Below are 26,540 nucleotides of genomic sequence, written 5' to 3'. Positions count from 1 at the left end.
GCGGCGGGGTCAATTCCAGTGCAGGTCGGGTGAATACAGATCCAGCCAGGTACCGATGTCGATGGCACGGTCCAGGCCGATGCGGATCTGCGGGGCCATGCGGGCGGGATCCTGTTCCACCGCCCGCAGCAGCCACTCACGGTCGAGGAGGTCGAACAACGGCGAATCATTCTCTGCCAGACGTTCTTTCACCAATTGCTGCAGGTTGGCGGCGTAGCCCGGATCCTGCGTGGACGGGTACGGGCTCTTGACGCGCTCCGTGACCGATTGCGGGAGCACGGGTTTCGCCGCGCCGCGCAGCAGGCTCTTCTCACGGCCGTCGTAGGTCTTGAGCGACCACGGGGTGTTGTACACGTATTCGACGAGCCGGTGATCGCAGAACGGTACGCGCACTTCCAGTCCCACGGCCATGGACATGCGGTCCTTGCGGTCGAGGAGCTGGCGGACGAAGCGGGTCAGATGTAGATGGCAGACGGTGCGCATACGGGATTCGAGGTCGGATTCACCGGGCAGGTGATCGACCTCGGCGACCGCTGTCGCGTATTGGTCGGCCACGTACTCGGGTAGGCGGAGCTTCGGCCGGAGGTCGGGATTGATGAGCTCCCAGCGTGATTCGAGAGTGAGGGCCGGGCTGGCGGCCAGCCAGGGGAACGTCCCGGAGTGCAGGGCCGTTCCGTCGTGGAACCAGCGGTAGCCGCCGAACACCTCGTCGGCGGATTCGCCCGACAGGGCCACGGTCGAGCGTTCCCGGATCGCACGGAAGAGCAGGTACAGGGAGCTGTCCATATCGCCGAGGCCCAGGGGGATGTCGCGCGCGCCGATGACCGCGCGGCGCACCGCAGGGTCGGAGAGTTCGGCGGGATTCAGTACGACGTTCCGGTGGTCGGACCGCACCAGGCGCTGTACATCCCGTACGAACGGTGAATCCGGGGTCTCGTGCAGGTCGTCGGGGACGAAGTTCCGCTCCTGGTTGACGAAGTCCACCGAGAAGGTGCGTAATTGCTCGCGCTGCTGGGTGAGTTGCTGGGCCGCCAGGCCGGTGATCGCGCTGGAATCCAGTCCGCCGGAGAGCAATACGCAGCGTGGCACGTCCGCTATCAGTTGGCGGTCGACGATGTCGGTCAGCAGGTCGCGCACTTCGTACACCGTCTGCTCGGCGTCGGGCGCATGCTCCTGTGCCGTGAGCCGCCAGTAAGTGCGCTGCCGAATTCCCTTGCGGTCCACCGTCATCACTGTGCCGGGCAGTAGCTCGGACATGCCCTTCCACAGTGCCCAGCCCGGGGCCTTGGTGAACGCGAACAGCTCTCGCACGCCATCGGCGTCGACGACCGGGTGCACGTGGGGATTGGCCAGGATTGCCTTGGGTTCCGATCCGAACAGCACGCCGTCCGGTGTCGGGTACACGTAGAGCGGCTTGATTCCCAACCGATCGCGCACCAGTACGAGCTTCTCGTCGCGCCGGTCCCAGACCGCGAACGCGTACATTCCGTTCAGCCGGTCGACGACCCCTTCGCCCCATTGGACATAGCCCCGCAGCACCACCTCGGTGTCGCTGTCGGTGTGGAACGAATGCCCCAATCCCCTTAATTCACCGCGTAATTCGCGATAGTTGTACACCTCCCCCGAGTACACGATCGCCACCTCGCCTCCACCGGCCGCGGTCACCATGGGCTGCGCCCCGCCCGGCAGGTCGATCACCGCCAGCCGCCGATGCCCCAGCCCCACATGCTCCCGAACGAACGTCCCCCGGCCGTCCGGCCCCCGGCGCGCCATGGTCTCGGTCATCGCATCGATGACCTCCGAACGCCCCGTCAGATCCTGATCGAACGAAACCCACCCTGCAATCCCGCACATGCCGGGACCCCCTGATCGTTAGCAACGAAAACTACCGGCAATTCCGTTGTAACACACCGGAACCCGCCAGTACGTGCGGCCGGGCAACCTGTCCCAATCGAGACAGGTTGCCCGGCAATCGCTTTGCCCGTCAGCGGGTCACTGGATCAGCTTGTGGCGCAGCTGTTCGATGGTGTGGCCGTTGAGGCCCAGACCGTCCTTCAGGTACTTGTCCACCGAGCCGTAATCGGCGACCAGCTGGTCGATTCCGGCCTGCAGGTAGGCGCGGTCGACGCCCAACAGCGGCGCGTAGATGGCCGCGGCCGCCTCACCTTTGGCTGCCCTGATCTGCGCCAGGGTGGCGGCATTGCTTGCCGAGAGGTAGTCGTTGCTGAGCAGGTAGTCGCTCATGATGGTGGCGTCGTCGACGCGGGCGATGCTCTGCAGCAGATAGGCCGCCCAGCCGGTGCGATCCTTGCCGGCGGTGCAGTGGAACACGGCCGGGCCCTGCTGGTCGGCGAGCTGGGTGAGCAGGTCGGCAAACTTGCCGCGCTCACCGGCGTCGGTCACGAAGGACTTGTTGATGTCCTGCATGAATTTCCGCGCCTCATCGGGGGATTTGAACGCGGGCATACCGCTGGACAAATTCCCGGAGAAGATCGGGATATTGACGTAGGCCGCGCCCGCGGGAACCCGGTCCGCCTTCTGCGCGATTTCGTCCGCGCTGCGCAGATCGAACACCGAGCTCAGGTGCAGCGAATTCAGTGTCGCCAGGTCGGCGTCGTTGGGCGTCAACGCATTCGAACGGTAGAACACACCCTTGTTCAGCTGGTGGCTGCCCTGCGCCTGGTACCCCTGACCGGTCCCGGCCAGATCCCGGAAATTCACCACGCTCGCCAGGTGAGGAGCGTCCGCGGACTGCCCCTTATCGGGCTTCGCCGCCGCCGACGGCACCGACATCACCGAATGATCGGCGACCACGGAACCGAGGAATGGGGACGCGAGCAGGCCGGCGGAAATCATGACAACAATCCCGCTGCGCCGCACTGAAACTGACACCTGCAAACTCCTGTTCAAGTAGATCGCAGGAGGTATATCGATGCCGAATGAACCGGAGGCGATCAACGGGCGAACAGTGCGGCGACGCCCCGGCAACTACGGGGCGTCACCACACACGTTGCGGTGTCATATATGTCATGCGGCCGTCGCGTGGCCGATGACGACGTTACCGTAGGAGTTCTTCGCGTAGACGTGCACGGTGCCGCCGTTCTTCTGGCCGACCGGCAGCAGCTGGTTGTGCACCGCACCGTTACCGGCCTCGTGCTCCAGCACCGCCGCGCTACCCGCGCTGATCCCGACCACCAGATCGCCGGTGGCGGTCTCCAGCTTCAGCACCCCATCGACGGCCTCACCGATATGAATGTCCCCCTTGCTGGTCTTGGCACTCACCGACCCCAGCGGGCTCTCGACGACGATGTCACCGAAGGCCATCTCCAACTCGGCCTCGCCCAGCGCTCCCACACCGCGCAGCTGCCCCACCCCATCGGCGGCCTTCACCTGCGACCCGGCGGGCACCTCGATGGTCACCTCGATCGACGACTTCCCACCGAACGGCCGCCAATTCTTCGGCGTCCACACGCTCAGCACCCCGTCGACGAACTCGACCTGCACCTGCGCGGCGGCCTTCACATCAGCCTTCTTCGCCGGATCGGTCGGCAGAATCCCGACGACGGCGTCCTTGCGATCGGAGGCGATCACGGTGACATTGCCGACCAGCGAGTCGACGTTGACGAAGATCGGGCCGGAGGTCTGGAAGGTGTTCATGGCATTCTCCTAATTCTTGTGAATCATTCAGTGTCCGAACGCTTCTCGGTCCCGCTCTGTCGTGGTCCCGCGCTGTTCATGTGGACTACTCTCACCCCCGTCCCTGATACCGGGCTGACGCCTCCCTGACACCACCGCTGACACGCCTCCAGCGAGTTGGGATTTGGCCAATAATCCATTGCATGAGTACGGACCTGATGGGTTTGGGAGTCGCCGTCGTAGGCGTGCTGGGCACTGTGAGCGCGGCAGCCTTGACTCAGCTCGCCGCGCTGCGCGGCAAGCGCCTCGACGCCGAAATCCAACGCCTACAACGCAAAGACGAGCGACAAGAAGCCATCAGCCTGGCGACCCAGGAGCAGAAGCAGGCACTGTACGCCGAACTCAACACAGCAGCGCGGCACTACCGGACCATCGTCCGCGATCATCTCGCCGACCTGAAACGTGACAGCACGATCTCCATCCCCGACCAACTCGAACCGGCGCGCTCGACATATCGCGACTTGTTCTCGAAGGCCCAGATGGTTCTCCCCGAACCCGCTTTGGCCGTAGCCGTCGTACTGAACGACTGCCTCGGCCAGGGCTACAGCGCATTACGCGCCCTGCACGGCCCGGACAGCCCGGCCACCATCGACGAACTCTTCCACTGGTTCGACGGCCCGGTGTCGGCCGGCGTCTGGCTGCAACGCCGCGCCCTACGCACGGATCTCGGTGTGGTCCCCCATGATCCAGAAGCCGAAGCCCGCCTCCGAGAGCTCGAACAAGAGCGAATCGCCCAGTTCGGCAATTCGGTCCCGGTCGCTGATTGATCAACCTTCTCGCCGGCCTCGTCGCGAGCGTTCGTGAACGGCGTTGTGGTCATATCAGTACGAGACGACCGGGATCCAGTTGGCGACGCTGACCTGAGCGAGGTTCAGGTCGGGAACTGCTCTGCGGAGTTGGTCCATGTTCGTGATCTTCTTGGACACCAAGAGGTCTCGTGTGATCGCTACGGCCGGGAATTCGACGCTCGGCTTGTCGAGCTGTCCGGCGAGCTGCAGTGCCGCGGTGCGCACGACGGCCGCGCCGACCGCCGACGGGTCGGTTCCGGCGGTGCCCACCCACGGGCTGTTGTCGGCGGTGATGAGCTGGATGTCGGCGTTGGAGATATCCGCGCCGACCACCTTCACCTGGCCCTCCAGATGCCTGTTCTGGACCGCGAGCGTCGCGCCCTTGGCCAGCTCGTCATAGGGCGCGAAGATGCCCTTCACCTCCGGATGCTGGGCCAGCGCGGCATTGACCAGCGGCACGCTGTCCGTGGCGGTCGAAGCGGTCACCTTGCCGACCTTGAACACCTCGGTCCACTCGGCTGCCGTCTTGGTCTGCTGCCACACCGCGTCACGGCGATCCAGCGACGCGTATCCGGCCACGCTCACATAGCCGACCGGCACGTTCTTGCCGATCGCGGACTCCAGCGCACCGAGCGCGGCCTTGGCGATATCGGCGTCGCTCTGCTCGGTTCTGATCACCTTCGGATTACTGGTCTCGACGTCATAGGTGACAACCGTGATGCCCTTGGCGACAGCCTGATCGATCAGCGGCCCGACCGTGGCCGGGAACCCGTGATCGATGATGATCGCGCTCGCCCCCGAGTTGATGGCCTGCGTCAGGTCGGTGGCCTGCTTGGCGTTGTCGGCTTGCGCGTCGTACAGGGTCAGGTCGATCCCGAGCGCCTTCGCCTGCGCCTTCGCCCCGTTCCCCCACTGCTCGAAGTAGTCACCGGCGCCGCTCTGCACGACCAGAGCGATCTTGACCGGGCCGTTCGCGAAAGGTGCGGGCTTCGGCCCGCTGGCCTGCCCGACCGACGGCGTGGCGGTGGTGCCGCTCGAGCTCGAATTCGACTGCGAGCAGCCGGTTGTCAGCAATGCGCAGGACAGGACGGCAGCGGCCGCGACCGCGGTGAAACGGGGCATGGATGAACTCCAACGTGAAGTGAGGGAAAGACACGGCACCGGCCGCGACGGCGCGCACGAGCACCGCACAATCAAGCGAATTCCGGTTCAGCGACAGCCGGACGTGGTCACCTGGTGAAAATCCACGAACAGCCGACGCGTCAGCAACAACGTGGCCATACCCCGATCATGCCCACCCACCCGAACCCCCACCAAAATCACCCTGAATCTATCTCAGCCCGTGAGATCCCGCCGCCAAGCCCTACCACTTCGCCTGCACGCGTTCGAGTTTCGTCCCCGGACCATCCCGATCGTTCTGCATCTCGATGAGGCGGCGGGCCGCTGCACAGGGACCTGGAGTGGGGCGGGCGGGGCTCGAACCCGCGACCAATGGATTATGAGTCCACGGCTCTAACCGACTGAGCTACCGCCCCGGGCCGCGGCTTGCGCGGGCGTCGCGATGTTACCGCGAGCCACGGGGGAATGCCTACTTGGGCGCGGGGAACGCGGGGGTGTCCTGCCCCGGGGAAGGGGGCAGGACACTCGACGATCAGGCGTGGCGGTCTGCGATCTTGTTGAGTTCGAGCTGGTAGTAGAGGATGCCGAGGCCGAAGACGAAGTTGAGGAGGAAGCCGAGGACGGGGTTGCAGGTGCCCTCGAGGCCTGCGGCCTCTTGGGACTGGCGGATTCGGGTGCCGGTGCGCCAGAAGCTGATGATGGCGGCGATGCCGGTCCAGGAGAGGAGGAGCATGACCAGGAGGGGGCCGACTACCGGGGCCTCGGGGTCGCGGCGGAGTTCGGCCATTTCCTTGTGGATCTTGTAGTACCAGACGAGGAAGTAGATGCCGAGGGTGAGCAGGGGCCAGACCAGCCACACCAGGACCGGGTTGCGGGGTTTGATCGGGGTGGCGAGGGCGGTGGTCATGCTGGATGAATCCTTTTGTTGTGGTGCGAGTTTCGGAATCTCGGGCGCAATTGCCGGGAAACGTATCCACAGGATCGTGATCGAATCGTGAAGCGTTAATGTGGGCGGGGACCACAACCACAGGAGGCGGGCGATGGCGGGACTGTTCGTGAATGTGCTGAAAGCGCATCAGTGGCTCTACGAGAACAGCAACGGGGTGGTCGGGCATCGGCTGCTGTTCGGTAACCCGACGCTGTTGTTGCGGACGATCGGGCGGAAGACCGGTCAGGAGCGCACCAATGCGTTGACCTATGCCCGCGACGGTCAGGATTACTTGGTTACCGCGTCCAATGGCGGGTCGCCGCGGCCGCCGGGGTGGCTGGCGAATGTGAAGGCCAAGGGGGACTGCGAGATTCAGGTCGGGACCAAGCGGATTCTGGTCACCGCTACGGCCACCTATCCCGAGGATCCGGAGTACGCGCGGCGGTTCCAGCTCGTGGACAAGGTGAATCAGGGGCGGTACACGCAGTATCAGAAGATGACCTCGCGGCCGATTGCCGTGGTTGTGCTCACACCGCGCTGAGCCACGCGTGTCGGGTGGACTCAGCAGGTAAGGGTCGGCTACTCTGTCGGGCTAGAGGGGAGTACTTCCCAAAATCACTCCGGTCAGTACGGGTCGCGCCGCCGCGTCCCCCGGATGGTTGCCCATGGACAGGGTGAAGGAGACCTCGGCTGGTTTCCCATGCCCGAGGAGGTCCCATGAGTCCCACCCTGTCCGTTCTCGCCAGTTCCACCACCATCGATACCGTCGGTACGCCCTGGTTGTGGGGCGGAACCATCATCGCGGTGCTGGCGCTGCTGATTCTCGACTTCGCGCTCACCCGCCGCCCGCACGAGGTGTCCATGCGGGAGGCGATCGGCTGGACCGTCTTCTATATCGCGCTGCCGATCGCGTTCGGCGTGTTCCTCTGGTTCAACAACGGCGGCTCCCCCGCCATGGAGTTCTTCACCGGGTATCTGCTGGAGAAGTCGCTGTCGGTGGACAACCTGTTCATCTTCATGCTGCTGCTGTCGGCGTTCGCGGTCCCGGCCGCGCTGGCCCAGCGAGTGCTGCTCTACGGCATCGCCGGCGCGCTGGTGCTGCGCGGCATTTTCATCGCCCTCGGCGCGGCGGCCCTGGCCACGCTGGACTGGGCGTTCCTGCTGTTCGGCCTGATCCTGCTGGTCACCGCCGTGAAGCTGCTGGCCGACGCGCTCAGCGGGCACGAGCAGGACGTCGACATCTCCAGCATGAAGTCGGTCCGCCTGCTGCGCCGCTTCTGGCCCGTCACCGACGACTACCGCGGCACCAAAATGGTGGTCACCGAACCGGATCCGGCCCAGCCCTCGAGGCTGCGCCGCGCCCTGACCCCGCTGGCCCTGGTGGTCGGCGCGGTCATGGCCACCGACGTGGTCTTCGCCGTCGACTCGGTTCCCGCCGTCTACGGCGTCACCGGCGACCCGTTCCTGGTCTTCGCCACCAACGCCTTCGCCCTGCTCGGCCTGCGCGCACTGTATTTCGTCCTGCACGCCGCCCTCTCCCGCCTGGTCCACCTCGCCTACGGCCTGGCCGCCATCCTCGCCTTCATCGGCGTGAAGTTGGTCCTGCACTGGGCCCACGGCATCTGGAACGGCGTCCCCCAGATCCCGACCGTCGCTTCACTTCTCGTGATCGTGGTGGTCCTGGCCACGGTGACCGTCACCAGTCTCCGCGCGACCCGCGACCAGGAAGCCGATCTCGACGTAGCGTGAAACCATGCTGCTGAACCGTTCCCGGCGTCCACGACCCGAACAGATCAATCGGGCCGTGGACGCGCTGGTGTTGCCGGAGGCCGTGTTCAAGACCTGTCCGTGGGAGCCGCGGGAGCTGGTGGAGTCCGGGCTGCGGCAGTGGCTGCGGTGTTGTGGGGCCGCCATGCGGGACGGCAAGGTGATCGGGATGCCGTCGCATGCGGTGGACGAGGCTTGGCACGGACTCATCTTGTGCACCAAGCGGTATGCGGCGTTCTGCGAGAGCGCGTACGGCCGGTTTCTGCACCACTTCCCCGACGGGGAGGGCACGGGATCGGGTGGCCCGATGGCAGAGCAGTTGGGACGCACCGTGGTCGCCTGGTCGTTCGTGGCCCGGCCGGGCGAGCAGTGCGTGCTGTGGGATCTGGACAGCGTTGTGGGAGTGGACCATCCGTGGGGTGTCCCCGCGGATAGAGTCCACTCCATCGAGGCGGCGCTGCGGGCGGGTTAGCCGCCACCGCAGCCACCGCCACCGCACCCGCTGCCTCCGCCGCAACCGCTGTGTCCCCCGCCGCAGCCGTGGCCGTGACTACCGCCGGAGTCGGTCGAGCCGAAGCCGGTGAAGCCGATGGCTGAGCCGTAACCCCAGCTTTTGCTGCGGCTTCCGCGAGGGCGGCGTGGTCTGCCGCGCATGGACAGAATGCTGACGCCGCACAAGGCGAGCAGCACGATCGCGACACAGATGATTGCGGTAACCATCGCAGGTCTCCTCCCCCGTCCCGCGGCCATGGTGGCCGCGGGAGATAAGCGAAAAGCTACGCCGGGGAGAATCGATGCGACAAACCCATTTTCTGGGGTATTCGCCCGGAGTGTGAATACCCCTCGCCGTGGGTACCCGCTACGTCAGCTTGACGCGTGCCGCGAAGAATCGGGCGACAGCGGGCGCGAAACGGTTGAAACGGTATTGCATCCACGCTTCGGGTGTCACCGGAACGACATCGCGGCCTCGCTCGACCGCCTTGACGATTTGCGCGGCGACTTTTTCGGGACCGTAGCGGCGCGCGGCGTACAGCTTGTCGTAACGCTGCTGCTTGGCCGCCTCCTCTGCCTCCGAAACACCCGAGAAGCGGGTGGTGGCAACGATATTGGTGTGCACGATGCCGGGGCAGATCGTGTGTACGCCGATGCCCTGGCCCGACAGTTCGGCGCGCAGGCAGTCGGAGAACATGAACACCGCCGATTTGGAGGTGGAGTAGGCCGCGAATCCGCGTTGCGGCGTGTAAGCGGCCATCGAGGACAGATTGACGATATGGCCGCCCAGTCCGCGCTCGGCCATTGCTTTTCCGAAAGCACGGCAGCCATTGATTACGCCGTGCAGATTGATATTGAGCACCCGGTCGAATTCCTCGGCGGTGGTGTCGAAGAAATCACCGGCCGCGCCGACACCGGCATTGTTGATGAGGATGTCGGGCACGCCGTGTAGACCGATCACCTCGGCCGCGTGCGCGTTGACGGCCTCGGCGGAGGACACGTCGAGCTGGTAGGCGTGCGCCGTACCGCCCTCGTGCGCAATGAGTTCCGCGGTCTCCTTGGCCGAATCGAGGTTGATATCGGAGAGCACCACCTCGGCCCCGCCGCGCGCGAACGCCAGCGCGGTCTCGCGCCCGATCCCGCTGCCGCCGCCGGTGATCACCAGCAGCTGATTCTCGAAAGGCCGCTGCTGCGAACCGACTTCGGCGCGCTTGAGCGCACGCGAGGTCTCCCCCGTACGCAGCGAATCGATGAGCTCGACGGTCGAGGTGGCCAGCAGCTCCGGATGCGAGAACGGCAGCCAGTGCCCGCCGCCGACCTCACGCCGGTACAGGGTGGGCGCGTACTCCTGGGTGTCGGCATAACCCGCCGGCCGCACCGCCACATCGCGCCGCGCGATGATCAGCTGCACCGGCACCTCGGTGCGCCGCTCGCGCGGATCGGCCATGCGCTGCAGGATGTTGGCGCGATAGATCCGCATGCCGTCGAAGAAGTCGCGCCGGAATTCCGGCCCGAGCTTGATGTTCTCCGGCGAGGTCTCGTTCATCAGCCCGACGAACCGCGACCACATCTTCTCGGTCCCCAGCGGCTTCAACACCACCCGCGGCACGCCCGGCGTCATGAACAGCCCGGTGTACAGCGAGGACAGCAGCTGCGTGAACGGGCCCCACACCTTGCCTCGCGACAGATTCGACCGCGCCCACGCACCCAGGTGGTCCAGGTTGGGCCCGGACACCGAGGTGAACGAGGCGACCCGCCCGACCGCCTGCGGCTCGCACACGGCCTCCCACATCTCCACCGAACCCCAGTCGTGGGCCAGGATGTGCACTGGCGCATCGGGACTCACCGCATCGGCGACGGCGAAGAAGTCGGCCGCGAAGTGCTCGAGCCGGTAGTCCTCGGTGCGATCGGTCCGGGTGGACCGCCCGTGCCCGCGGGTGTCGTAGGTGACCACGTGGAAGCGGTCGGCCAGCAGCGGCACGACGCGATCCCAGAGGTGGTTGTCGTCGGGCCAACCATGCACCAGCACAATGGTTTCGGCCGACGGCGAGCCGTACTCGTACACGGCGATATCGAACTCACCGCTGCGCACCATGCGCTCCGCGGCGGGAATGACGGTGGGGTGATCGGTCACGATCGTCTCCTCGTTGAGATCGGTGCTAGATGTCCAGCACCAAACGGTCCCCGCCGCAACGGGATACACAGATCAGCATGTCGCCCGCCGCGCGTTCGGCGTCGGTGAGCACGGTGTCGCGATGCTCGACATCGCCGGAACGGACCCGCACCACGCAGGTGCGGCAGAACCCCTGACGGCACGAATACGCGCTGTCCGGACGGACTTTCAGCACTTCCTCGAGCACCGACTTGTCGGCGGGCACCTCGATGACCTCGCCGGTGCGGGCCAGCTCCACCTGGAAGGCGGTGCCGTTCACCACCGGCGGCGGCGAGAAACGCTCGGAATACAGTTCCACGCCGGGCATTTCGCGCACCCGATCGGCGATCAGCTGGGTCATCACGACCGGCCCGCAGCAGTAGACCGAGGTATCGGACCCGACCCCCGCCAGCAGATCGGCCCCGGTGGGAATCCCGTGCTCGTCATCGGTGCGCACGGTCACCCGCGACCCGAACGACTCCACCTCCGACAGGAACGGAATGGTGTCGCGGGACCGCCCCGCGTACACCATGCTCCACTCGACACCCAGCCGATCCGCCATCCGGATCATCGGCAGAATCGGCGTGATCCCGATACCGCCCGCCACGAAATGCACTCGCGCGGCGGAGGATCCGTATCCGGGCAGCACGAACGGAAACGCGTTGCGCGGCCCCCGCACGGTCAGCGCGGTACCGACGAGCAGCTCCTCGTGCACCTCCAGCGACCCGCCGTTGCCCTCCGGAATCCGCCGCACCGCAACGCGATACGCGTGCCGATCGGCCGGATCCCCGCACAGCGAGTACTGCCGCACCCGCCCCGACGGCAGCTCCAGATCCAGATGCGCACCGGGCCGCCACTCGGGCAGCGCCCGCCCGTCCGGCGCGGTCATGAGCAGGCTGATCACATCGGTGTCGTGCGCCTCGACCCGGCGTTCCACCACGACCAGCGGAATCCGCCAATCGTTCACCGGTGCGGCGGGCTCGTGCCGGTTCACGAAAGTGGTCCAGCGCAAACGGCTTTCGGCGATGAAGTCCAGCACGCGGGTGGCGCGGTCGGCGCGTCCCTTACCGAACAGATCCTGCGGCGGCGCGGTCGGGACGGGTCGGACCGCGCTCACGAGGCCATGGCCCGGGCAGCCGAGGACTGCGCCAGGTAGGCGACCGCCTGCGCGGTCGACCCGACATGCTCCGGGCTGTAGCCGGGCGTGAACGTGGACAGCGCGCTGATCAGCAGCGAAGGCACTCCGGGCACGGACCTGCGCCACATGGACGCGAAGATCCGCAGGATCAGCATCGGGTAGCGGTGGTTGGGCAGCGACGGGTCGGCATGCACCAGGAACTTGGTGCCGCGCAGCAGCAGCGCGATGAAGATCGGGAAGACCATCAGCATGAGGGCGCAGCGGCGGATGTAACCGACCTCGAAGTACTCGGCGACATCGTGCGCGACCATCCGGTGTTCGACCTCTTCGGCCCCGTGCCAGCGGAACAGGTCCAGCATCTGCGGGTCGGCGTCGAACTTCTCGAGGTCGGCATTGAGCACCCAGTCACCGAGCCAGGCGAAGAAGTGCTCGAGCGCCGCGATGACGCCGAGCCGCTCCACGAGTTGCTGCTGCTGTGCCGCCGCGGTCGCCATCTCCCGGGGGCCGAGTGTCTTGCGGAAGATGAATTCCGCCTGCCGCACATAGGGTTCGACATCGATCCCATGCGTGGCGAGTACCTCTTCGAGCGCACCGTGATGGCTCTCGGCGTGCATGGACTCCTGCCCGATGAAGCCGATCATGGCTTCCCGCAGCTTCTCGTCCTTCACCAGTTCGAGGGCCTCGCCGAAGGTCACCAGGAACATGCGCTCACCCTCGGGCAGGAGCATGCTCAGGGCATTCAGCACGTGCGAGGCGATCGGTTCCTTCTTCATCCAGACCGGTTCGGTCTTGGACCAATCGAACCGCACATTGCGGGCGTGCAGGGCTACCTCTCCGGGTTCCGTCACCGGTCGGCGGCCCAGTTTGGGAAGTAGCTTCATCGGTACTCCTGGTCTCATATCGCGTTTGCTGCGTGAGCGTAGCAATATTCTACCTGTGTATGAAACCAGGAGTTACACCTAGATTTTTGAGCCAGAATCAGCTATCGACGTGCACGTGCGGCCGCTGCGACCGGCGCGGGATGGCCCGGCGCAGGATCTCGCGGGTCACCGGCGCGACCTCACCCTCACCGAAGAACATGAACCGCATCAGGTTGACCAGCGGATTGCCCTCGGTCCATTCGAAGTACACGTGCGGGCACTCGCCGGTCCGATCTCGGATGGCGATCAGGATGGATGCGATGCAGTTCGGCACGGCCGCGGCCTCGACGGTGAGGATGTGGTAGTCCTCCACATCCACCTCGGTCACGTTCAGCGTGGTGGAGAACTCCGAGGGGTCCTTCACGATGACCTCGAGGAAGAGGATGGGCTCCTCGTCGGGAATGTGGCTCTCCCGGCGCTGATCGGCTTCCTTCTCCGCGTACTCCTCGGGTGAGCGCCCGTCGCTGATGTCATGGGTGACGATGCGGATCTCACCGCGTTCGGCCAGCTGATCGATCATGGCGCAGGCCTTCTCGTCGAAGACCACGTCGACCGCCCGCAACTCGAAGGCCCGGCGAACGCGGGAGGCGAACGACACCACCATGATCGCCACCACGAACAGGATGGCCAGATGCAGACCGGCCGGCTTCTCGATGATGTTGTCGATGGTGGTGTACACGAAGATCAGCGACACCACACCGAAGCCCACGACGCGGCTGTACTGCTGCTTACGCCAGGCCGAAATGGTCACGGCCACCGCCGCCGAGGTGATCAGCACCAACACACCGGTCGCGTACGCCGCACCCTGCGCGTCCACATTCGCGTCGAAGTACCAGGTGATCCCGAACGACACCAGCGCGAAAACCAGCACCAGCGGCCGAATCTGACGCGCCCACTCCGGAGCCATGCCGAAGCGGGGCAGATAGCGCGGCACCAGATTCAGCAGCCCCGCCATGGCCGACGCGCCCGCGAACCACAGGATCGCGATGGTGCTGATGTCGTAGACGCTGCCGAAGGCATTGCCCAGGTATTCATGCGCCAGATACGCCAGCGCGCGCCCGTTGGCCTTGCCGCCCTCCTCGAATTCCTGTTCCGGAATCAGGATGGTGGTGATGAAGCTGGTGACGATGAGGAATCCGCTCATGATGAGCGCCGCGGTGGTCAGCAGCTTGCGGGTGCCGATGATGCGGGTGCGCGGATAGTCCGGGGAGTCGGCCGGATTTCCCTTGATCTGCGGCATGACCGCCACACCGGTCTCGAATCCGGACAGGCCCAGCGCGAGTTTGGGGAACACCAGCAGCGCCACCCCGATCATGGCGAACACATTGCCGTGCTTGGCCGTCAGCAGATGCCCCCAGTCGGTCACCAGGTGCGGCGCCTGCGCCACCTTCACGATGCCGACCACGACCACGACCACGTTCAGCGCAAGGTAGGCACCGACCAGTCCGACCGCGATGCCGATGGCCTCACTGAATCCCTTGAGAAACACCGCCGCCAGCAGCGCCAGCAGGATGAGGGTGATGGTCATGTTCTGGTCGTGCAGGAACCCGGGCACATTCGGGTTCTCGACGATATGCGCCGCGCCGTCGGCCGCCGACAGCGTCATGGTGATGGTGAAGTCGGTGGCCGCGAAGCCCAGCAGCACCAGGATGAAGATCTTGCCCCACCAGTTCGGCAGGAAGTTGGCGAACATGGCGATCGAGCCGCCGCCGTTGAAGCTCTCCTTGGCCACCCGGCGATACACCGGCAGCGCGCCCAGCAGCGTCAGCGCGACCAGCACCAGCGTCGCCAGCGGCGACAGCACGCCCGCGGCGAGCGCGGCGATGCCCGGCTGATAGCCCAGCGTCGAGAAGTAATCGACGCCGGTGAGGCACATGACCTTCCACCAGCTGTGCTGATGCTCCTTGGGCGCCTTCTTGGCCATCGGCCCCTGAATCTGCGAGTGATTCTCACCCGCGTCCTCGAGTAGCCAATTCGCGAATCGCGAGCGCGGCTGTGCCTCGGTCGTGGTCAAGGAGTCCTCCCCGGAACGCTGCAGGTCCGGTTTCCCGAATAGTCCGTAAATGACGTGACGAATGTACTCACGGCGCACCGGGCGCGGACGCACCCCGCGCCGTGAGTCGTTCGGTCCGATGTGCTAGCCGAGATACCCGGCGATGGCGTTGGCGATGGCCTGCGCGAATCGGGCGCGGCCGTCCGGGGATTCGATGAGGGCGGCATCGCCCGGATCGCGCATATTGCCGCACTCGACGAGCGCGGACGGGCGCTCGGAGAAGTTGAGCCCGGCCAGATCCGGGCGCGGGTTCAAACCGTCGGAGCCGACGTAGGTGGAGGTGGCGAAGCCCGCCCCGGCCATGCCGTCGCGCAGCGCGGTGGCCAGCTGCACCGAGGGCCCGGCCTGGACGTCATTGAGCGCGGGCGAGGAGTAGGCGACATGGAATCCGTGCGCACCCGCGGGCGCGCCGTCGGCGTGGATGGAGACCACGGCCGCCGCGCCCACCCGGTTGCCGAGCGTGCCGCGATCGTTCACGCAGGGCCCGACGCCGTCGTCGCTGTCTCGGCTCATGATCACGTGGTAGCCGCGGGCGGTGAGGATGTCGCGGACCCGCTGGCCCACATCCCAATTGAATTCGTGCTCGGTGTATCCGTCATTGCCGCTGGTGCCGGTGGTGTTGCAGGGCTTCATGCCGCCGCGCCCGTCGGGCACCTGGGCGTTGATCTGATCCGGATGCGCCCCGCCACCGCCATTGTGGCCGGGATCGATGACCACGGTCTGACCCGGCGACGCCGAAACCGGTGTGGCGGTGAGGCTCTGCCCGCATCCCGCGATCAGCACTGCCGCGCCGAGGGCCGCCAAGGACTTCCACTGTCGGTGTCGCACGCGCCCAACGATAACGGTTCAATCACGAACGAGTAAGTCAGTGTTCGAGTTTGCGCAGGATCTCGTGCAGAGTGCGCAGGTCATCGGCCTCGAGGGCGGCCAACTCGGCGGGCACCGGATCGGGCGTGGCGAGCGCCTCGGCCACCATCTCCTGGCCCGCGCGGGTCAGCGAGATCAGCTTGCAGCGCCGGTTGGTCGGATCGATCTCGCGAGTCACCAGGCCGCGCGCCTCGAGGTCGTTCACCACGACCGTGGTGGCGGGCGCGTCCATGGCGGCCGCCGCCGCCAGCTGCTTGGCGGTCAACGGCCCCGGCAGCAGCCGCCGCAGGATGCGAGTCCGGCTGAAGGGCATGCCGGTTCGCTCCACCACGGCCCGCTTCCAACCGTCGCGGGTGTCCATGACCAGGTGGGTGAGCTGCTTCCAGACCTCATCGGTCGTGGGCGTGTCATCCGGCATGCGCGGGGACCTTCTGTTCGAGCAAGGGGGCGACGCGATCTCGCGAACGGTACGCCCAGTCGGTATTGGCGGCGACGCCCAGCGCGGTGACGGCGACGGCGAAACCGCTGATGGTCCACCACAATCCCGCGCCCGTGAGCGCACCACACAGTGCCACACCGAGACTCACGCCGACCTGACGGCTGGTGGAGGCCACCGCGGCCGCGGCGCCCGCGCGATCCAGCGGCATGCCGCTCACGGCGGTGGTGGTGATGGGCGCGTTCACCATGCCGAAGCCGATGCCGAAGACGGCGAAGGTGATGATCAGCTGCCAGATCGGGGTGTCGGCGTGCAGCACGGTGAGCCCGGCCGCGGCCAGCGTCATCAGCGATCCGGAGATGAGCAGCGACGGCTTGGTGCCGTGGCGGCCGACCAGCCGGCCCGACAGTGGGGAGAAGATCAGCACGCCCAGCGCCATCGGCAGGTAGAGCAGGCCGGTGTGCACGGCCGAGAAGTGCCGCGTGCCTTGCAGATACAGCGACATGTCGAACAGGAACGCGCCGAGCGCGGCGAACGAGCAGACCGCGATGACGGTGGCCGAGGAGAACGGGAAGCTGCGGAAGAAGCGCAGATCGATGAACGGCGACGGATGCCGCGACTCGTGCCAGAGGAATCCGGCGAAGGCCACCGCCGAGGCCACGAAGACGATCGGCTTGCCCTCGATCAGGCCGAACACCAAGGTGAACAGCACCGCGATGGCCAGCACCTGCCCGATCGGATCCATGCTGCGCGGATTGGCCGATTTCGACTCCGGCACATAGACGGTGGTGAGCACGAACGCGACCGCCACGATCGGCAGGTTGATCCAGAACACCGACTGCCAGCCGAGGCTGTCGATGAGCAGGCCGCCGACCATCGGGCCCAGCGCGGTCGAGATGCCGACCACCGCACCCCACACGCCGACCGCCCGCGCGCGTTCCACCCGGCCGGTGAAGACGGTCGTAATGATCGACATCGCAACGGGATTCAGCATGGAACCGCCGATGGCCTGCAGAAACCTTGCGCCGATGAGGATTTCGATGGTGGGCGCGACGCTGCACAGCAGCGAGCCGACGGCGAAGGTGAGCAGGCCGATGCGGAAGACCCGCTTGCGGCCGAAGCGATCGGCGGCCGCGCCGGAGAGCATGAGCAGGCTGGCGAGGGTGAGCGTGTAGACGTCGACGATCCACTGCAGCCTCGACAGCGGTGCGTCGAGATCGGTGCGAATGGTCGGGATCGCGACATTCACGATGGTCGCGTCCATGGACGAGATCAGGAGGCTCAGACAGCAGGTCACCAGAATGATCGTCTTCCGGCGCGCGCTCAGCCCTTCGACAGTTGTAAGCACACAACTATTGTGTGCTTACAACCATTCCGAATGCAAGCGTCCTTGCCGGTGGCACGGGTCACGTCGATGCCCGCGGGTCACGTCAGTGCCGGGGCGGCGTCATCTTCTCGATCACTCCCCACAGCACGCCCAGCACATCCTCGGTCTGCTGCTCGGGAGTGCCGTAGGTGTGGGCGGACACGGTGAAGCCCGGACCGAAGGAGGCCGAGGCGACCTCGGGATCGCCCACATCGGCCCAGCCCCATTTGGTGCCGAGGACGTGCGGCAGCCGGGCGGTCCCCCAGTCCTGCCGGGTCCCGTCGGCGGCCTTGTCGGCGGGCTCCTCCATCCAGGCGAGGATCGGGCTGTCCGGTTCGTCGCGCACCTTGGCGGCCAGGAAGTCCGCGACATCGGCGGTGCTGGTGGTCGAGAACTCCCAGCCGCCGGTGCCGTGGGTGGCGATGAGGCCGTATTCGGCGGCGACGGCGTCGATGGCCTTGGGGTACTTGGCCTCGAGCCGGTCGGCCGCGGCGTCGTCGGATTTGCGGATCATGCGCTCGCACAGCTCGCGGTCGGAATCCGAGCCGTCGCCGTGCCGCAGCGCGTAGTCGGCGATGAAGAGCTTCGAAATCGACAGGGCCGCACGCTCTTCGGTCTCGTTGTCGGTGCCCCAGCCCACGCCCGGCACGATCGAGCGCACCGAGATGGAGGTGCGGCCGGGCACCTGCAGCGGCTCGATATCGGTGGGCCGCGGCTGGCTCGCGGCCGCGATGCCGCTCAGGGCCGCGCTCGCGGCCCCGGCCAGGAACACCCCGGCGATCAGTGCCCCGATCACGCCGCTCCGCAAGCCCATCGCTACCTCCGTATCGCGTTCCGCCCAGTCCACTGTGCGTCCGGAGACTGGGCGGTTGTTCACGACACGCCGAACTCGGTCAGACCGTGAGGATGGTGCGGCCGACGGCGGCGCGGGATCCGATGGCGGCGTGCGCGGCGGCGGCCTGATCCAGGGGGAAGGTCTGGCCGACGACCACTTCGAGACGTCCGGCCGCGGCCTCGGCCTGAGCACGATTGTGCAGGGCGAGCCAGTCGGTATCGGGGGTGGCGATCTCGAACAGGGGGACGACGGTGATACCCTGCGCCGCAACGACTTCCGCATCGACCGCGGCGAATCCGCCCGCCGAATTGCCGTACGCGATGAGCAACCCGCCGGGCGTCAGCGCCGACAGCGCAGCGCGCCCGATCTCCCCGCCCGCGCCGTCGAGGACCACCTGAACGCCGCCGGTCCGCTCCCGGACCTGATCCGCCCAGTCGGCCCGCGAGTAGTCGACGACCTCGTCCGCGCCGAGCCGTTGCGCCAGTGCGAGTTTCGCCTCGCCGCGCGCCGCGGCGACGACCCGGGCACCGGCCGCACGGGCCAATTGAATGAACAGCGTGCCCAGTCCGCCCGCGGCCGCGGTGACCAGCACCCACTGGCCGGGCTCGATCGCCGCCCGATCGGTGACGGCCAGCGCGGTGCGCCCGTCGTGCGAGAGGGCCGCGGCCTGCACGAAACTCAGCCCGTCCGGGATGACGGACAGGGTGTCGACCTTGGCCAGCGCCTTCTCCGCGTAGCCGCCGACCGGCAGTCCGCCGCCGATGCCACTCGCGGCCGTCGGCGTCGCCACCCGCTTGCCGATCCAACTCGGGTCCACGTCCGCCCCGACCGATTCGACGGTCCCGGCCACCGCGCCGCCGGGCACGAACGGCGGCTCGACCGGGAAGAAGTTCGCGGCCCAGCCGCTGCGCAGCGTGGTGTCCAGGAACATCACGTCCGCGGCCGCGACGGCCACCACCACCTCGCCCGGCCCGGCGACCGGATCCGGCGCCTCGTTCACCGCCAGCACCTCGGGCCCGCCGAATTCCTTGGCTTCCACCACTCGCATGTCGTTGACTCCCTGTCGCTTTCGATGAACCGTTGCTGCCTCCAGCCTCGAACCTCGACTTACGTTGAGGTCAAGCGCGGCCGCGCGGATTCCTCTCCGAGCGAACGTGGCATGAGTCATTTTCGAGGCAAGCAGCCTTGACTCCGACTCACCCCGCCGCCTAGGTTGGATGCCGGTGGCGAGACCCGCCACCCATCCGGGGACAACGAAAGGTGCCTCCATGCCGACCCCGCTCCTGGACGAGCTCCGCGAAGCCACCCGTGCCCGCGAGGCCGCCAAACAGGCCGCGCAGGCCGCCGACGCCCGCTGGCGCGACAAGATCAAGAACGCCACCGCGGCCGGCGAGCGCGTCTTCCTCATCGCCAAGGCCGCGGGCGACATCACCACGTCGCGGGTGTACCAGATCCGAGACGGCGTCCGCACCGGTAGCCGCTAGCTCTCCGGGGCCCGCGCACCCCAACTCTGAACTTGCGCGCCGTGCCCCGAACCTGGTTCGGCCCGTGCGAGAATCATCGGCGTGCATGATCAGCTGAAACAATGGATCGAGGAGCTGACCGGTGGGGACAGCACTCGGGCCATGGCGGTGGTGACCGGAATTCCGCAGGCCACCCTGGCGCGGCATCTGGCCCTGCCGACCCCGCCGGTGGAGACGCTGATCGAGATCGCCCGGGCCTACAGCGCGAATCCGGTGGAGGTGCAGGTGGTCGCGGGGATCATCACCGAATCCGAAGCGCAGCGCGCCGGATCCGGCAGCGCCATCCGGCAAGCGTCGACCCGGCAACTGCTCACCGAATTGCTGCGCCGGGAGAAAGAGGCCGAGGACACGCCGCGCGGAAAACCCACTCGCGGGGAGGCCGGCGCGAGGCTGTTCAGGTGAGCAATATCCTCCCGATCCTGGCGGCCCTGCTCTGCCTCGCCGCGGCGGCGGCCCGGCTGCCGCGGTGGAAGACCCCCGAATCGCGGCCGTTCACCATCGGCATGGTGCTGCTCGCGGTGTGGGCGGTGCTGCGCACCCCGGCGATCAATGGCTCGGCCAATGAGATGGCGCTGCCGAGCGGGCATTTCGAGGGCTTCCCGGGATTGGTCGCGGATCTGTCGCTGGTCGGGGCCGGTGCCCTGATCGGGGTGACGGTGGCCGACGCGTGGGGGCGGATCCTGCTCAGGCGCGCGTTCTACATCGGCCTGGCCGCGGTCGAGGCGGCGATGCTGCTCACCTACTCCCCCGTGCGGCCCTCGCACGTGACCCTGCAAACCCACAACTGGCTGCTGGCGCTGTCGGGACTCGCGGTGAACGCCGCGGTGCTGACGGCCTCGGTGCTGAGCTATCGCAGTGTGCCCGTGCGATTCCGATTACCGTTGGCGCTGTTCATGTTCGGCGGCCTCAGCGGTCTCACGCTGGCTGTGATCCGGGTGGTGACGCTGCTGCGACCGGCAGGGCCGCAGGTGAATTCGTGGTCGCCGATCGTGAGCATCCCGATCTTCGGCTTCGCACTGGGTTCACTCATCGCCAGCCGGCGCATGCGCGCGCAGGAGCGCGAAGATATCGACGCCTGACGGCGCAATTTCGGACAATTCGGATAATGCAGGCATGCAGCACCCCGAAGTACTTACCGCCGAACCTGACTCACGCCTGACCGACACCACCCGCGTGGAAGCTTTCAGCGACGGCGTCATGGCCATCGCGATCACCCTGCTGGTCCTCGAGATTCGGCTCCCCGAGACCGAGGGCGGCGATCTCTGGCACGAGCTGACCGGCCTGTGGCCGAGCTATATCGCCTATGCCGGTTCGTTTCTCACCGTCGGCGTGATCTGGCTGTGCCATCACCGCTTCTTCGGGCGCATCCGGAGGATGAACGGGCTGCTGCACTGCGGCAATCTGCTGCTGTTGTTCGCGGTGGCGTTCCTGCCGTTCCCCACCGCGGTGCTGGCCCATCACCTCGAGGACGGCGGCTGGAATGCCAAGGTGGCCACCGCCTTCTATGGTGTGGTGGGTGCGTTGCAGGCGGCGGCCTGGTTCGTGATGTGGATTGCGCTGCGCCGCAATCCGGAGCTGTTCGAGCCCGGCTACGACGCCGCCTACGCCCGGCGCGAGAGCCTGCAGGCCGTCATCGGTTTCGTCGTGCTCGACGCGATCGCGGCGATCGGCCTGCTGGCGCCCGCGGCGGCGCTGCTGCTGTATCTGGTCGCGGTGCTGGGCTACGGCTACACCAGCACCCGCACGCACGTCCTCTCCCGCACCTGAACCGGGTTCCCGGCCACCGGGACCTGCGTTTGCCAGCGGCTTCTCGCTCGGGTAGCGCGGCCCGGCGGGTGGGCATATGCTCGTGCCCGCAGATCCGAATCCGCTTGCCGATCCACGTATTTGGCGTGGTCCCGCACGCGGGCACGGTCGGGGGCATCGGGGCGGTCGCCCCGGTGGATTAGTGCGGAAGTGCGGAGCGTGTCGGAATCAGTGAATCCGCCGAGCGGGGAGCCACAGGCCGCTCGGAGTCAGCGTCCGGCTCTTCCGATGCCGGCGGGTGCACTGGCACTGCTGGCGGGTTCATCGGCGTTGACCGCGGTCGTCGTGGCGACCGCGGTCTTCTTCGCTCCGGACGAGTTCCGGATACCGCTGGCGGCCGGTGCGAGCGCGGCAGCGCTCGCGCTGACGGCGGCACTCACCGCGGCGGCCTACTACCGGAGCCGCGTGAACCAGGCAAGGCACGAGGCGCTGGGATACAAAGTCCAGGCCGACGCCCACGTGGCCGCCACCATCTCCACCGCGCAATCGCGAATCGCGGAGTCGGAAGCCAGAATTCACGCCCTCCAAGAGCAGGCGGCCGAGCAGGCCCGCGCCGCCAAGGAGAACGAGAACCGCCGCGCCGCCGCCATGGCCGCGTTCGCCGGGGCGGCGGGCCGCATGCAGGCGATGAGCACCAGCATGCTGGCCGAACTGCGCGAGATGGAGCACCGGCACGCCGACCCCAAGGTCCTCGCCGATCTACTCGAGCTCGACCACCGCACCGCGCAAGCGGGCCGCCTGGCCGACAGCATCGCCGTCCTGAGCGGTGCGCGCTCGGGCCGCCGCTGGGCCAAACCCATTGCCATGGAATCGATCCTGCGCGGGGCCATGGGCCGGGTCGCGGGTTATCAGCGGGTCCGGCTGCGCGCCGTCACCGAGATCGCCATCGCCGGGCACGCCGCCGAGGGCATCATGCACGCGCTGGCCGAACTGCTCGACAATGCCTGCAACTTCTCTCCGCCCACCACCGAGGTGCACGTCTACGCCGCCGAGGTGCCGGCCGGCGTGGTGATCACCATCGAGGACAGCGGCCTGGTCATGAGCGAATCCGCCCTGCGCCGAGCCGAATCCGCGGTCTCGCGCGACCGGAGCGCCGCCGACCTCTCCTCCCTCTCCGGCACCCGCCTCGGCCTGGCCGTCGTCGGCCACCTGGCCCGCAAACACGACCTCACTGTCAGCTACCGGCCCTCGGCCATCGGCGGCACCGCGGTTGTCGTGGTGGTCCCGCGTGAACTCACTACCCGCCTGGAACGCCACACCGGCACCCTGAGCCGCATCACACCGGTGAACACCGGCTCGTCGCCGATCGTGCTCCCGGCGGCTACCGAGCAGGACCGCGAACTCCCCACGCGATCCGGCGTACCGGCGGCCGAGATCGCGGCAAGCTCGGCGAATTCGAGCGCGACCGCGATCGCGGCGAACCCCTTCGGCGAGCCGCTGCCCCGTACCGCGCCCACACCGGCGGTGAGCGAGCCGTCCGCCGCCCCCGCCAGCCTCGATGAAATCGCCCAGCGCGCAGCGGCTTCCGGCAATCTGCCCAAGCGCCGCCGCGGCAGCACCCTCGCGGCGGTGCACCCGGACGGCCTCGCCGCGCCGACCACCCCTCCCGCGCCACGCCCACCGTCCTCGCCGAACTCGCTGGCCGCGTTCCAGCGCGCGGTCAACGGGCGTGGCGACAGCGGCGCGCCCGAGGTCGCGTCTCTAACCAATCTCGGATCGACACCCGCCACACCCGCCGCGCCGACGCCGCCCGGCCCTATGCCAACCGCGCCCGCACGGTACGACTCCACGCCCGCCGCGACCGCGCCATCCGCCTCGACGCCCGGCGGCAGCCCCTTTCCCTCTGCCACCCAGCCGATCTCGCATCCGGCCGACAACGCGACCCTGCTCCCGTCCTCGCTGTTGGACGCGGTCCGGCGCGGCGAGTTCCGCGAGAAGGCCAGGGCCGCAAACTATTCGACCGGCGAGCACCGCATCGTGCCGCCCGGCCGCAACCCTGGCCGTGACTACGACACCGACTCCCGCCCCGCCCCTACTGCCCCTTCGGAGACCGATCGATGACAGCGTCCGCGACACACTTGGGTTGGCTGTTGGAGCAATTGCTGGTGCGCACGCCGCGCGCCCGGCACGCGCTGCTGCTGTCGGGGGACGGGCTGAAGATCTGTCATACGCCCGGACTCGGCACGGACAGCGCGGATCAGCTGGCGGCCATTGCCGCTGGGATGCAAAGCCTTTCGCACGGCGCCTCGGTGGAGTTCGGTGACGGTCGCGGCGGGGTCCGCCAGTCCATGACCGAGTTCTACGGGGGCATCCTGTTCATCGTGGAGGCGGGCGTGGGCGCGCACATCGCGGTGGTGGCCGCGGAGGACGCCGACGCCGGGCTGGTGGGCCACAATATGCGCGAGCTGGTCGAGCAGCTCGGCGAACATCTGGCCGCCGCGCCCCGGGTCCGGGGAGCGAGCGTGCCGTGACCAGGCCAGACGAGGATCCGGATCGGCTGTACACGCTGACCGGCGGCCGCAGCCAACCGGATTCGGACGCCTTCGATCTGGTGACCCTGGTCGTCAGCGAATGCGATCCGGTGCGCGGCATGCAATCCGAGCACGCCGCCATCCTCGATATGTGCCGCGCCCCGACCGCGGTGGTGGAGATCGCCGCCGAGCTGCGGCTGCCGGTCGGCATCACCACCATTCTGCTGTCGGACCTGCTGCACGCGGGCAAGATCACGGTGCGTCATCCGGATCATGCTTCGCGGCAATGGAATTGGGTGCCCGACACCTCCACCCTCGAAAAGGTGCTCGTTGGACTCCGCAAGCTTTGACACCCGCCCGGCACGCGCCGACGCCCCGCTGCACGCCGATGCCCGGCAGGGTCTCAAGATCGTGATCGTGGGCGGCTTCGGCGTCGGCAAGACCACCATGGTCCGCTCGGTCTCCGAGATCCGCCCGCTCGACACCGAGGCCACCATGACCCAGGTCGGTCACGGCGTCGACGATCCCACCCCGGTTCCCGGAAAGTCCACCACCACTGTGGCTTTCGACTTCGGCCGCATCACCATCGACACCGAGCACGTGCTCTACCTGTTCGGAGCCCCCGGCCAGGAACGCTTCTGGTTCCTCTGGGACCGCCTGTTCACCGGCGCACTCGGCGCGATCGTGCTGGTCGATCAACGCCGCATCGCCGACTCCTGGTACGCCATCGACCGCCTGGAACACCAGCGCACGCCGTTCATCGTGGCGTGCAACAACTTCGGGCCCGGCTCGGCCCTGTCCGACGTGCGCGACGCCCTGGATCTGGACCCGCACATCCCGCTGATCGAATGCGATGCCCGCGACCGCGACTCCTGCAAGAACATCCTGATCACCCTGGTCGAGTACCTCTACCATCCGGAGACAGTGCAATGACCTCGCCCGCAGGCGCCTGCCCCGTCGTCCCGCTCAGCGGTCCCCGCTTCCACACCGACCCGCACGCCCTCTATCGCGAGATGCGCCGCGACCACGGCGCGGTCGCCGCGGTCGAGCTGCTCGGCGGCATCCCCGCCTGGCTGGTGCTCGGCTACCGCGAGATGCACCAGGTCACCAACTCTCCCGAGCTGTTCCCCCGCGATGTCAGCCTGTGGAACCAGTGGCCCAATATCCCCGCCGACTGGCCGCTGCTGCCCATGGTCGGCCCGCCCATGCCCTCGATCTACTTCACCGCGGGCGCGGAGCACCGCCGCCACCTGACCATGGTGGAACCGGCGCTGGAATCGGTGGACCCCTTCGAATTGCGCCGGGTCTGTGAGGGTTTGGCGGACCGGCTGATCGACGCCTTCTGCGGTCGCGGCGAGGCCGACCTGGTGGCGGACTTCGCCGAACCGCTGCCGGTGCTGGTCCTGGCCTGGCTGCTCGGCTTCCCCGACTCCGAGGGCCCCGGCCTGGCCCGCACCATCAAGGCGCTGGCCGACGGCGGCGCGGACGCCATTGCGGCACACTGCCGGTTCATGCAGTACATGCAGCACCTGCTGGCCATGAAAAGGGCTGCGCCGGGCGATGATCTGACCACCCGCATGCTCTCGTACCCCGCCGCGTTCACCGACGAGGAGTACGTCAACGACCTGATGGCCATCACCGCCGCCGGTCACCTGCCCACCGCAGACTGGCTGATCAACTCGGTCCGCCTGATGCTGACCGACGACCGCTTCGCCGCGGCCCTGGGCGGTGGCCGCCGCAGCGTCGATCAGGCCATGAACGAGGTGCTGTGGGAGGACGCCCCCACCTCGATCCTGGCCGGGCGCTGGGCCGCGCGCGATACCCGCCTGGCGGACAAGACGATTCGCGCCGGCGACATGCTGCTGCTGGGCCTGGCCGCCGCCAATACCGATCCGCACGTGCGCCAGGCGGTCGGCGATGCCGCCACCCACACCGGCAACAGCGCCCATTTCGCGTTCAGCCACGGTGAATACCGCTGTCCCTTCCCGGCGCAGCAGATCGCTGAGACAATTGCCAGGACCGGTATCGAGGTGCTGCTGGACCGGCTGCCCGATATCGATCTGGCGGTGCCCGCGCACCATCTGGTGCGGCGACCTTCGCCGTTCCTGCGTGGAATGACTTCTCTCCCTGTTGTTTTCACACCTGTTCGCGCTCTCGGAGGTTTCCAGTGAGTTCCGCATGCC

The 26,540-nt window shown here is 67.4% G+C and carries 28 protein-coding genes and 1 tRNA gene; 13 read left to right on the top strand and 16 right to left on the bottom strand.

Annotated elements, in window-relative coordinates:
* Nucleotides 1–9 precede the first annotated feature (9 nt).
* The 3 genes from asnB to ON43_RS04885 form a co-directional block, all read right to left on the bottom strand.
* Nucleotides 10–1,854, bottom strand: a complete 1,845-nt coding sequence (gene asnB, locus ON43_RS04895) for an asparagine synthase (glutamine-hydrolyzing) (RefSeq protein ID WP_040803976.1) — start codon at nt 1,852–1,854, stop codon at nt 10–12.
* A gap of 138 nt (nt 1,855–1,992) precedes the next feature.
* Nucleotides 1,993–2,856 (bottom strand): tyrosine-protein phosphatase, encoded by an 864-nt coding sequence (locus ON43_RS04890; protein ID WP_051177905.1) that lies wholly within the window; start codon nt 2,854–2,856, stop codon nt 1,993–1,995.
* Between the two features lie 171 nt (nt 2,857–3,027).
* Nucleotides 3,028–3,657, bottom strand: a complete 630-nt coding sequence (locus ON43_RS04885; protein WP_040803972.1) for a DUF4097 family beta strand repeat-containing protein — start codon at nt 3,655–3,657, stop codon at nt 3,028–3,030.
* Between the two features lie 182 nt (nt 3,658–3,839).
* Between ON43_RS04885 and ON43_RS42145 the strand changes: the two genes are divergently transcribed.
* Nucleotides 3,840–4,463: a hypothetical protein gene (locus ON43_RS42145; protein WP_157513902.1), complete on the top strand. Its 624-nt coding sequence runs from the start codon at nt 3,840–3,842 to the stop codon at nt 4,461–4,463.
* Nucleotides 4,464–4,517: 54 nt separating this feature from the next.
* Here ON43_RS42145 and ON43_RS04875 read toward each other — a convergent pair whose 3' ends face one another.
* From ON43_RS04875 to ON43_RS04865, 3 genes are all read right to left on the bottom strand, one after another.
* The gene (locus ON43_RS04875) at nt 4,518–5,606 is read right to left on the bottom strand and encodes a substrate-binding domain-containing protein (protein ID WP_040803970.1); all 1,089 of its coding nucleotides are present in this window, start codon (nt 5,604–5,606) and stop codon (nt 4,518–4,520) included.
* 339 nt (nt 5,607–5,945) lie between these two features.
* Nucleotides 5,946–6,019 (bottom strand) — tRNA-Ile (locus ON43_RS04870).
* A 116-nt stretch (nt 6,020–6,135) separates the two neighbouring features.
* On the bottom strand, nt 6,136–6,510 hold the full coding sequence (locus ON43_RS04865; protein ID WP_040803968.1) for a DUF4234 domain-containing protein: 375 nt from the start codon (nt 6,508–6,510) through the stop codon (nt 6,136–6,138).
* Nucleotides 6,511–6,643: 133 nt separating this feature from the next.
* Between ON43_RS04865 and ON43_RS04860 the strand changes: the two genes are divergently transcribed.
* The 3 genes from ON43_RS04860 (at nt 6,644) to ON43_RS04850 (ending at nt 8,770) form a co-directional block, all read left to right on the top strand.
* Nucleotides 6,644–7,072, top strand: a complete 429-nt coding sequence (locus ON43_RS04860; protein ID WP_040804108.1) for a nitroreductase family deazaflavin-dependent oxidoreductase — start codon at nt 6,644–6,646, stop codon at nt 7,070–7,072.
* A gap of 176 nt (nt 7,073–7,248) precedes the next feature.
* Nucleotides 7,249–8,280 carry a TerC/Alx family metal homeostasis membrane protein gene (locus ON43_RS04855; protein WP_051177903.1) on the top strand — a complete coding sequence of 344 codons (1,032 nt, stop codon included), beginning with the start codon at nt 7,249–7,251 and terminating at the stop codon, nt 8,278–8,280.
* Between the two features lie 4 nt (nt 8,281–8,284).
* Nucleotides 8,285–8,770, top strand: a complete 486-nt coding sequence (locus ON43_RS04850; protein ID WP_051177902.1) for a UCP032817 domain-containing protein — start codon at nt 8,285–8,287, stop codon at nt 8,768–8,770.
* On the opposite strand, the gene ON43_RS43490 is transcribed toward ON43_RS04850, so the two are convergent.
* The 10 genes from ON43_RS43490 to ON43_RS04805 form a co-directional block, all read right to left on the bottom strand.
* A complete protein-coding gene (locus tag ON43_RS43490) occupies nt 8,767–9,018 on the bottom strand; it encodes a hypothetical protein (RefSeq protein ID WP_083913162.1) in 252 nt (83 codons plus the stop codon). The two genes, ON43_RS04850 and ON43_RS43490, sit on opposite strands and share 4 nt — an antisense overlap.
* 139 nt (nt 9,019–9,157) lie before the next feature.
* Entirely contained in the window at nt 9,158–10,885 is a 1,728-nt protein-coding gene (locus ON43_RS04845) for an SDR family oxidoreductase (protein ID WP_051177925.1), read from the bottom strand.
* Between the two features lie 64 nt (nt 10,886–10,949).
* Nucleotides 10,950–12,059, bottom strand: coding sequence for a PDR/VanB family oxidoreductase (locus ON43_RS04840; RefSeq protein WP_040803963.1), 1,110 nt, complete (start codon nt 12,057–12,059; stop codon nt 10,950–10,952).
* Nucleotides 12,056–12,961: a metal-dependent hydrolase gene (locus ON43_RS04835; RefSeq protein WP_040803962.1), complete on the bottom strand. Its 906-nt coding sequence runs from the start codon at nt 12,959–12,961 to the stop codon at nt 12,056–12,058. The genes ON43_RS04840 and ON43_RS04835 overlap by 4 nt, the downstream gene beginning before the upstream one ends.
* Before the next feature lie 97 nt (nt 12,962–13,058).
* A complete protein-coding gene (locus ON43_RS04830) occupies nt 13,059–15,014 on the bottom strand; it encodes an APC family permease (protein ID WP_040804102.1) in 1,956 nt (651 codons plus the stop codon).
* A gap of 123 nt (nt 15,015–15,137) precedes the next feature.
* Nucleotides 15,138–15,881, bottom strand: coding sequence for an N-acetylmuramoyl-L-alanine amidase (locus tag ON43_RS04825; RefSeq protein ID WP_167333411.1), 744 nt, complete (start codon nt 15,879–15,881; stop codon nt 15,138–15,140).
* Nucleotides 15,882–15,918: 37 nt separating this feature from the next.
* A complete protein-coding gene (locus tag ON43_RS04820; protein ID WP_040803959.1) occupies nt 15,919–16,338 on the bottom strand; it encodes a MarR family winged helix-turn-helix transcriptional regulator in 420 nt (139 codons plus the stop codon).
* Nucleotides 16,328–17,704 (bottom strand): MFS transporter, encoded by a 1,377-nt coding sequence (locus ON43_RS04815; RefSeq protein WP_245568471.1) that lies wholly within the window; start codon nt 17,702–17,704, stop codon nt 16,328–16,330. The genes ON43_RS04820 and ON43_RS04815 overlap by 11 nt, the downstream gene beginning before the upstream one ends.
* Nucleotides 17,705–17,786: 82 nt before the next feature.
* The gene (locus ON43_RS04810; RefSeq protein WP_040804096.1) at nt 17,787–18,536 is read right to left on the bottom strand and encodes a serine hydrolase; all 750 of its coding nucleotides are present in this window, start codon (nt 18,534–18,536) and stop codon (nt 17,787–17,789) included.
* Nucleotides 18,537–18,615: 79 nt separating this feature from the next.
* Nucleotides 18,616–19,605, bottom strand: coding sequence for a zinc-binding dehydrogenase (locus tag ON43_RS04805; protein WP_040803956.1), 990 nt, complete (start codon nt 19,603–19,605; stop codon nt 18,616–18,618).
* Nucleotides 19,606–19,825: 220 nt separating this feature from the next.
* Between ON43_RS04805 and ON43_RS04800 the strand changes: the two genes are divergently transcribed.
* The 9 genes from ON43_RS04800 to ON43_RS04760 all read left to right on the top strand — a co-directional run bounded on the left by ON43_RS04800 (nt 19,826) and on the right by ON43_RS04760 (nt 26,528).
* Entirely contained in the window at nt 19,826–20,041 is a 216-nt protein-coding gene (locus ON43_RS04800) for a hypothetical protein (RefSeq protein ID WP_040803953.1), read from the top strand.
* A gap of 81 nt (nt 20,042–20,122) precedes the next feature.
* On the top strand, nt 20,123–20,482 hold the full coding sequence (locus ON43_RS04795) for a hypothetical protein (protein ID WP_051177901.1): 360 nt from the start codon (nt 20,123–20,125) through the stop codon (nt 20,480–20,482).
* Nucleotides 20,479–21,159 (top strand): hypothetical protein, encoded by a 681-nt coding sequence (locus ON43_RS04790; RefSeq protein WP_040803951.1) that lies wholly within the window; start codon nt 20,479–20,481, stop codon nt 21,157–21,159. Before ON43_RS04795 ends, ON43_RS04790 begins: the two co-directional genes overlap by 4 nt.
* Before the next feature lie 34 nt (nt 21,160–21,193).
* Nucleotides 21,194–21,847, top strand: a complete 654-nt coding sequence (locus ON43_RS04785; RefSeq protein ID WP_051177900.1) for a TMEM175 family protein — start codon at nt 21,194–21,196, stop codon at nt 21,845–21,847.
* 267 nt (nt 21,848–22,114) lie between these two features.
* Nucleotides 22,115–23,947, top strand: coding sequence for a sensor histidine kinase (locus ON43_RS04780; protein WP_063712483.1), 1,833 nt, complete (start codon nt 22,115–22,117; stop codon nt 23,945–23,947).
* Complete coding sequence (locus tag ON43_RS04775) at nt 23,944–24,357, top strand: roadblock/LC7 domain-containing protein (protein WP_040803949.1); 414 nt, start codon at nt 23,944–23,946, stop codon at nt 24,355–24,357. Before ON43_RS04780 ends, ON43_RS04775 begins: the two co-directional genes overlap by 4 nt.
* Nucleotides 24,354–24,707 (top strand): DUF742 domain-containing protein, encoded by a 354-nt coding sequence (locus ON43_RS04770; RefSeq protein WP_040803947.1) that lies wholly within the window; start codon nt 24,354–24,356, stop codon nt 24,705–24,707. The genes ON43_RS04775 and ON43_RS04770 overlap by 4 nt, the downstream gene beginning before the upstream one ends.
* A complete protein-coding gene (locus ON43_RS04765) occupies nt 24,688–25,290 on the top strand; it encodes a GTP-binding protein (RefSeq protein ID WP_040803945.1) in 603 nt (200 codons plus the stop codon). Before ON43_RS04770 ends, ON43_RS04765 begins: the two co-directional genes overlap by 20 nt.
* Entirely contained in the window at nt 25,287–26,528 is a 1,242-nt protein-coding gene (locus ON43_RS04760; protein WP_040803944.1) for a cytochrome P450, read from the top strand. The genes ON43_RS04765 and ON43_RS04760 overlap by 4 nt, the downstream gene beginning before the upstream one ends.
* Nucleotides 26,529–26,540: the final 12 nt, after the last annotated feature.

The organism is Nocardia concava NBRC 100430, from assembly GCF_000308815.1.
Lineage (GTDB): Bacteria > Actinomycetota > Actinomycetes > Mycobacteriales > Mycobacteriaceae > Nocardia > Nocardia concava.
Note: the sequence above shows the minus strand (reverse complement) of the source record. Positions and strands in the feature narration are given on the sequence as shown.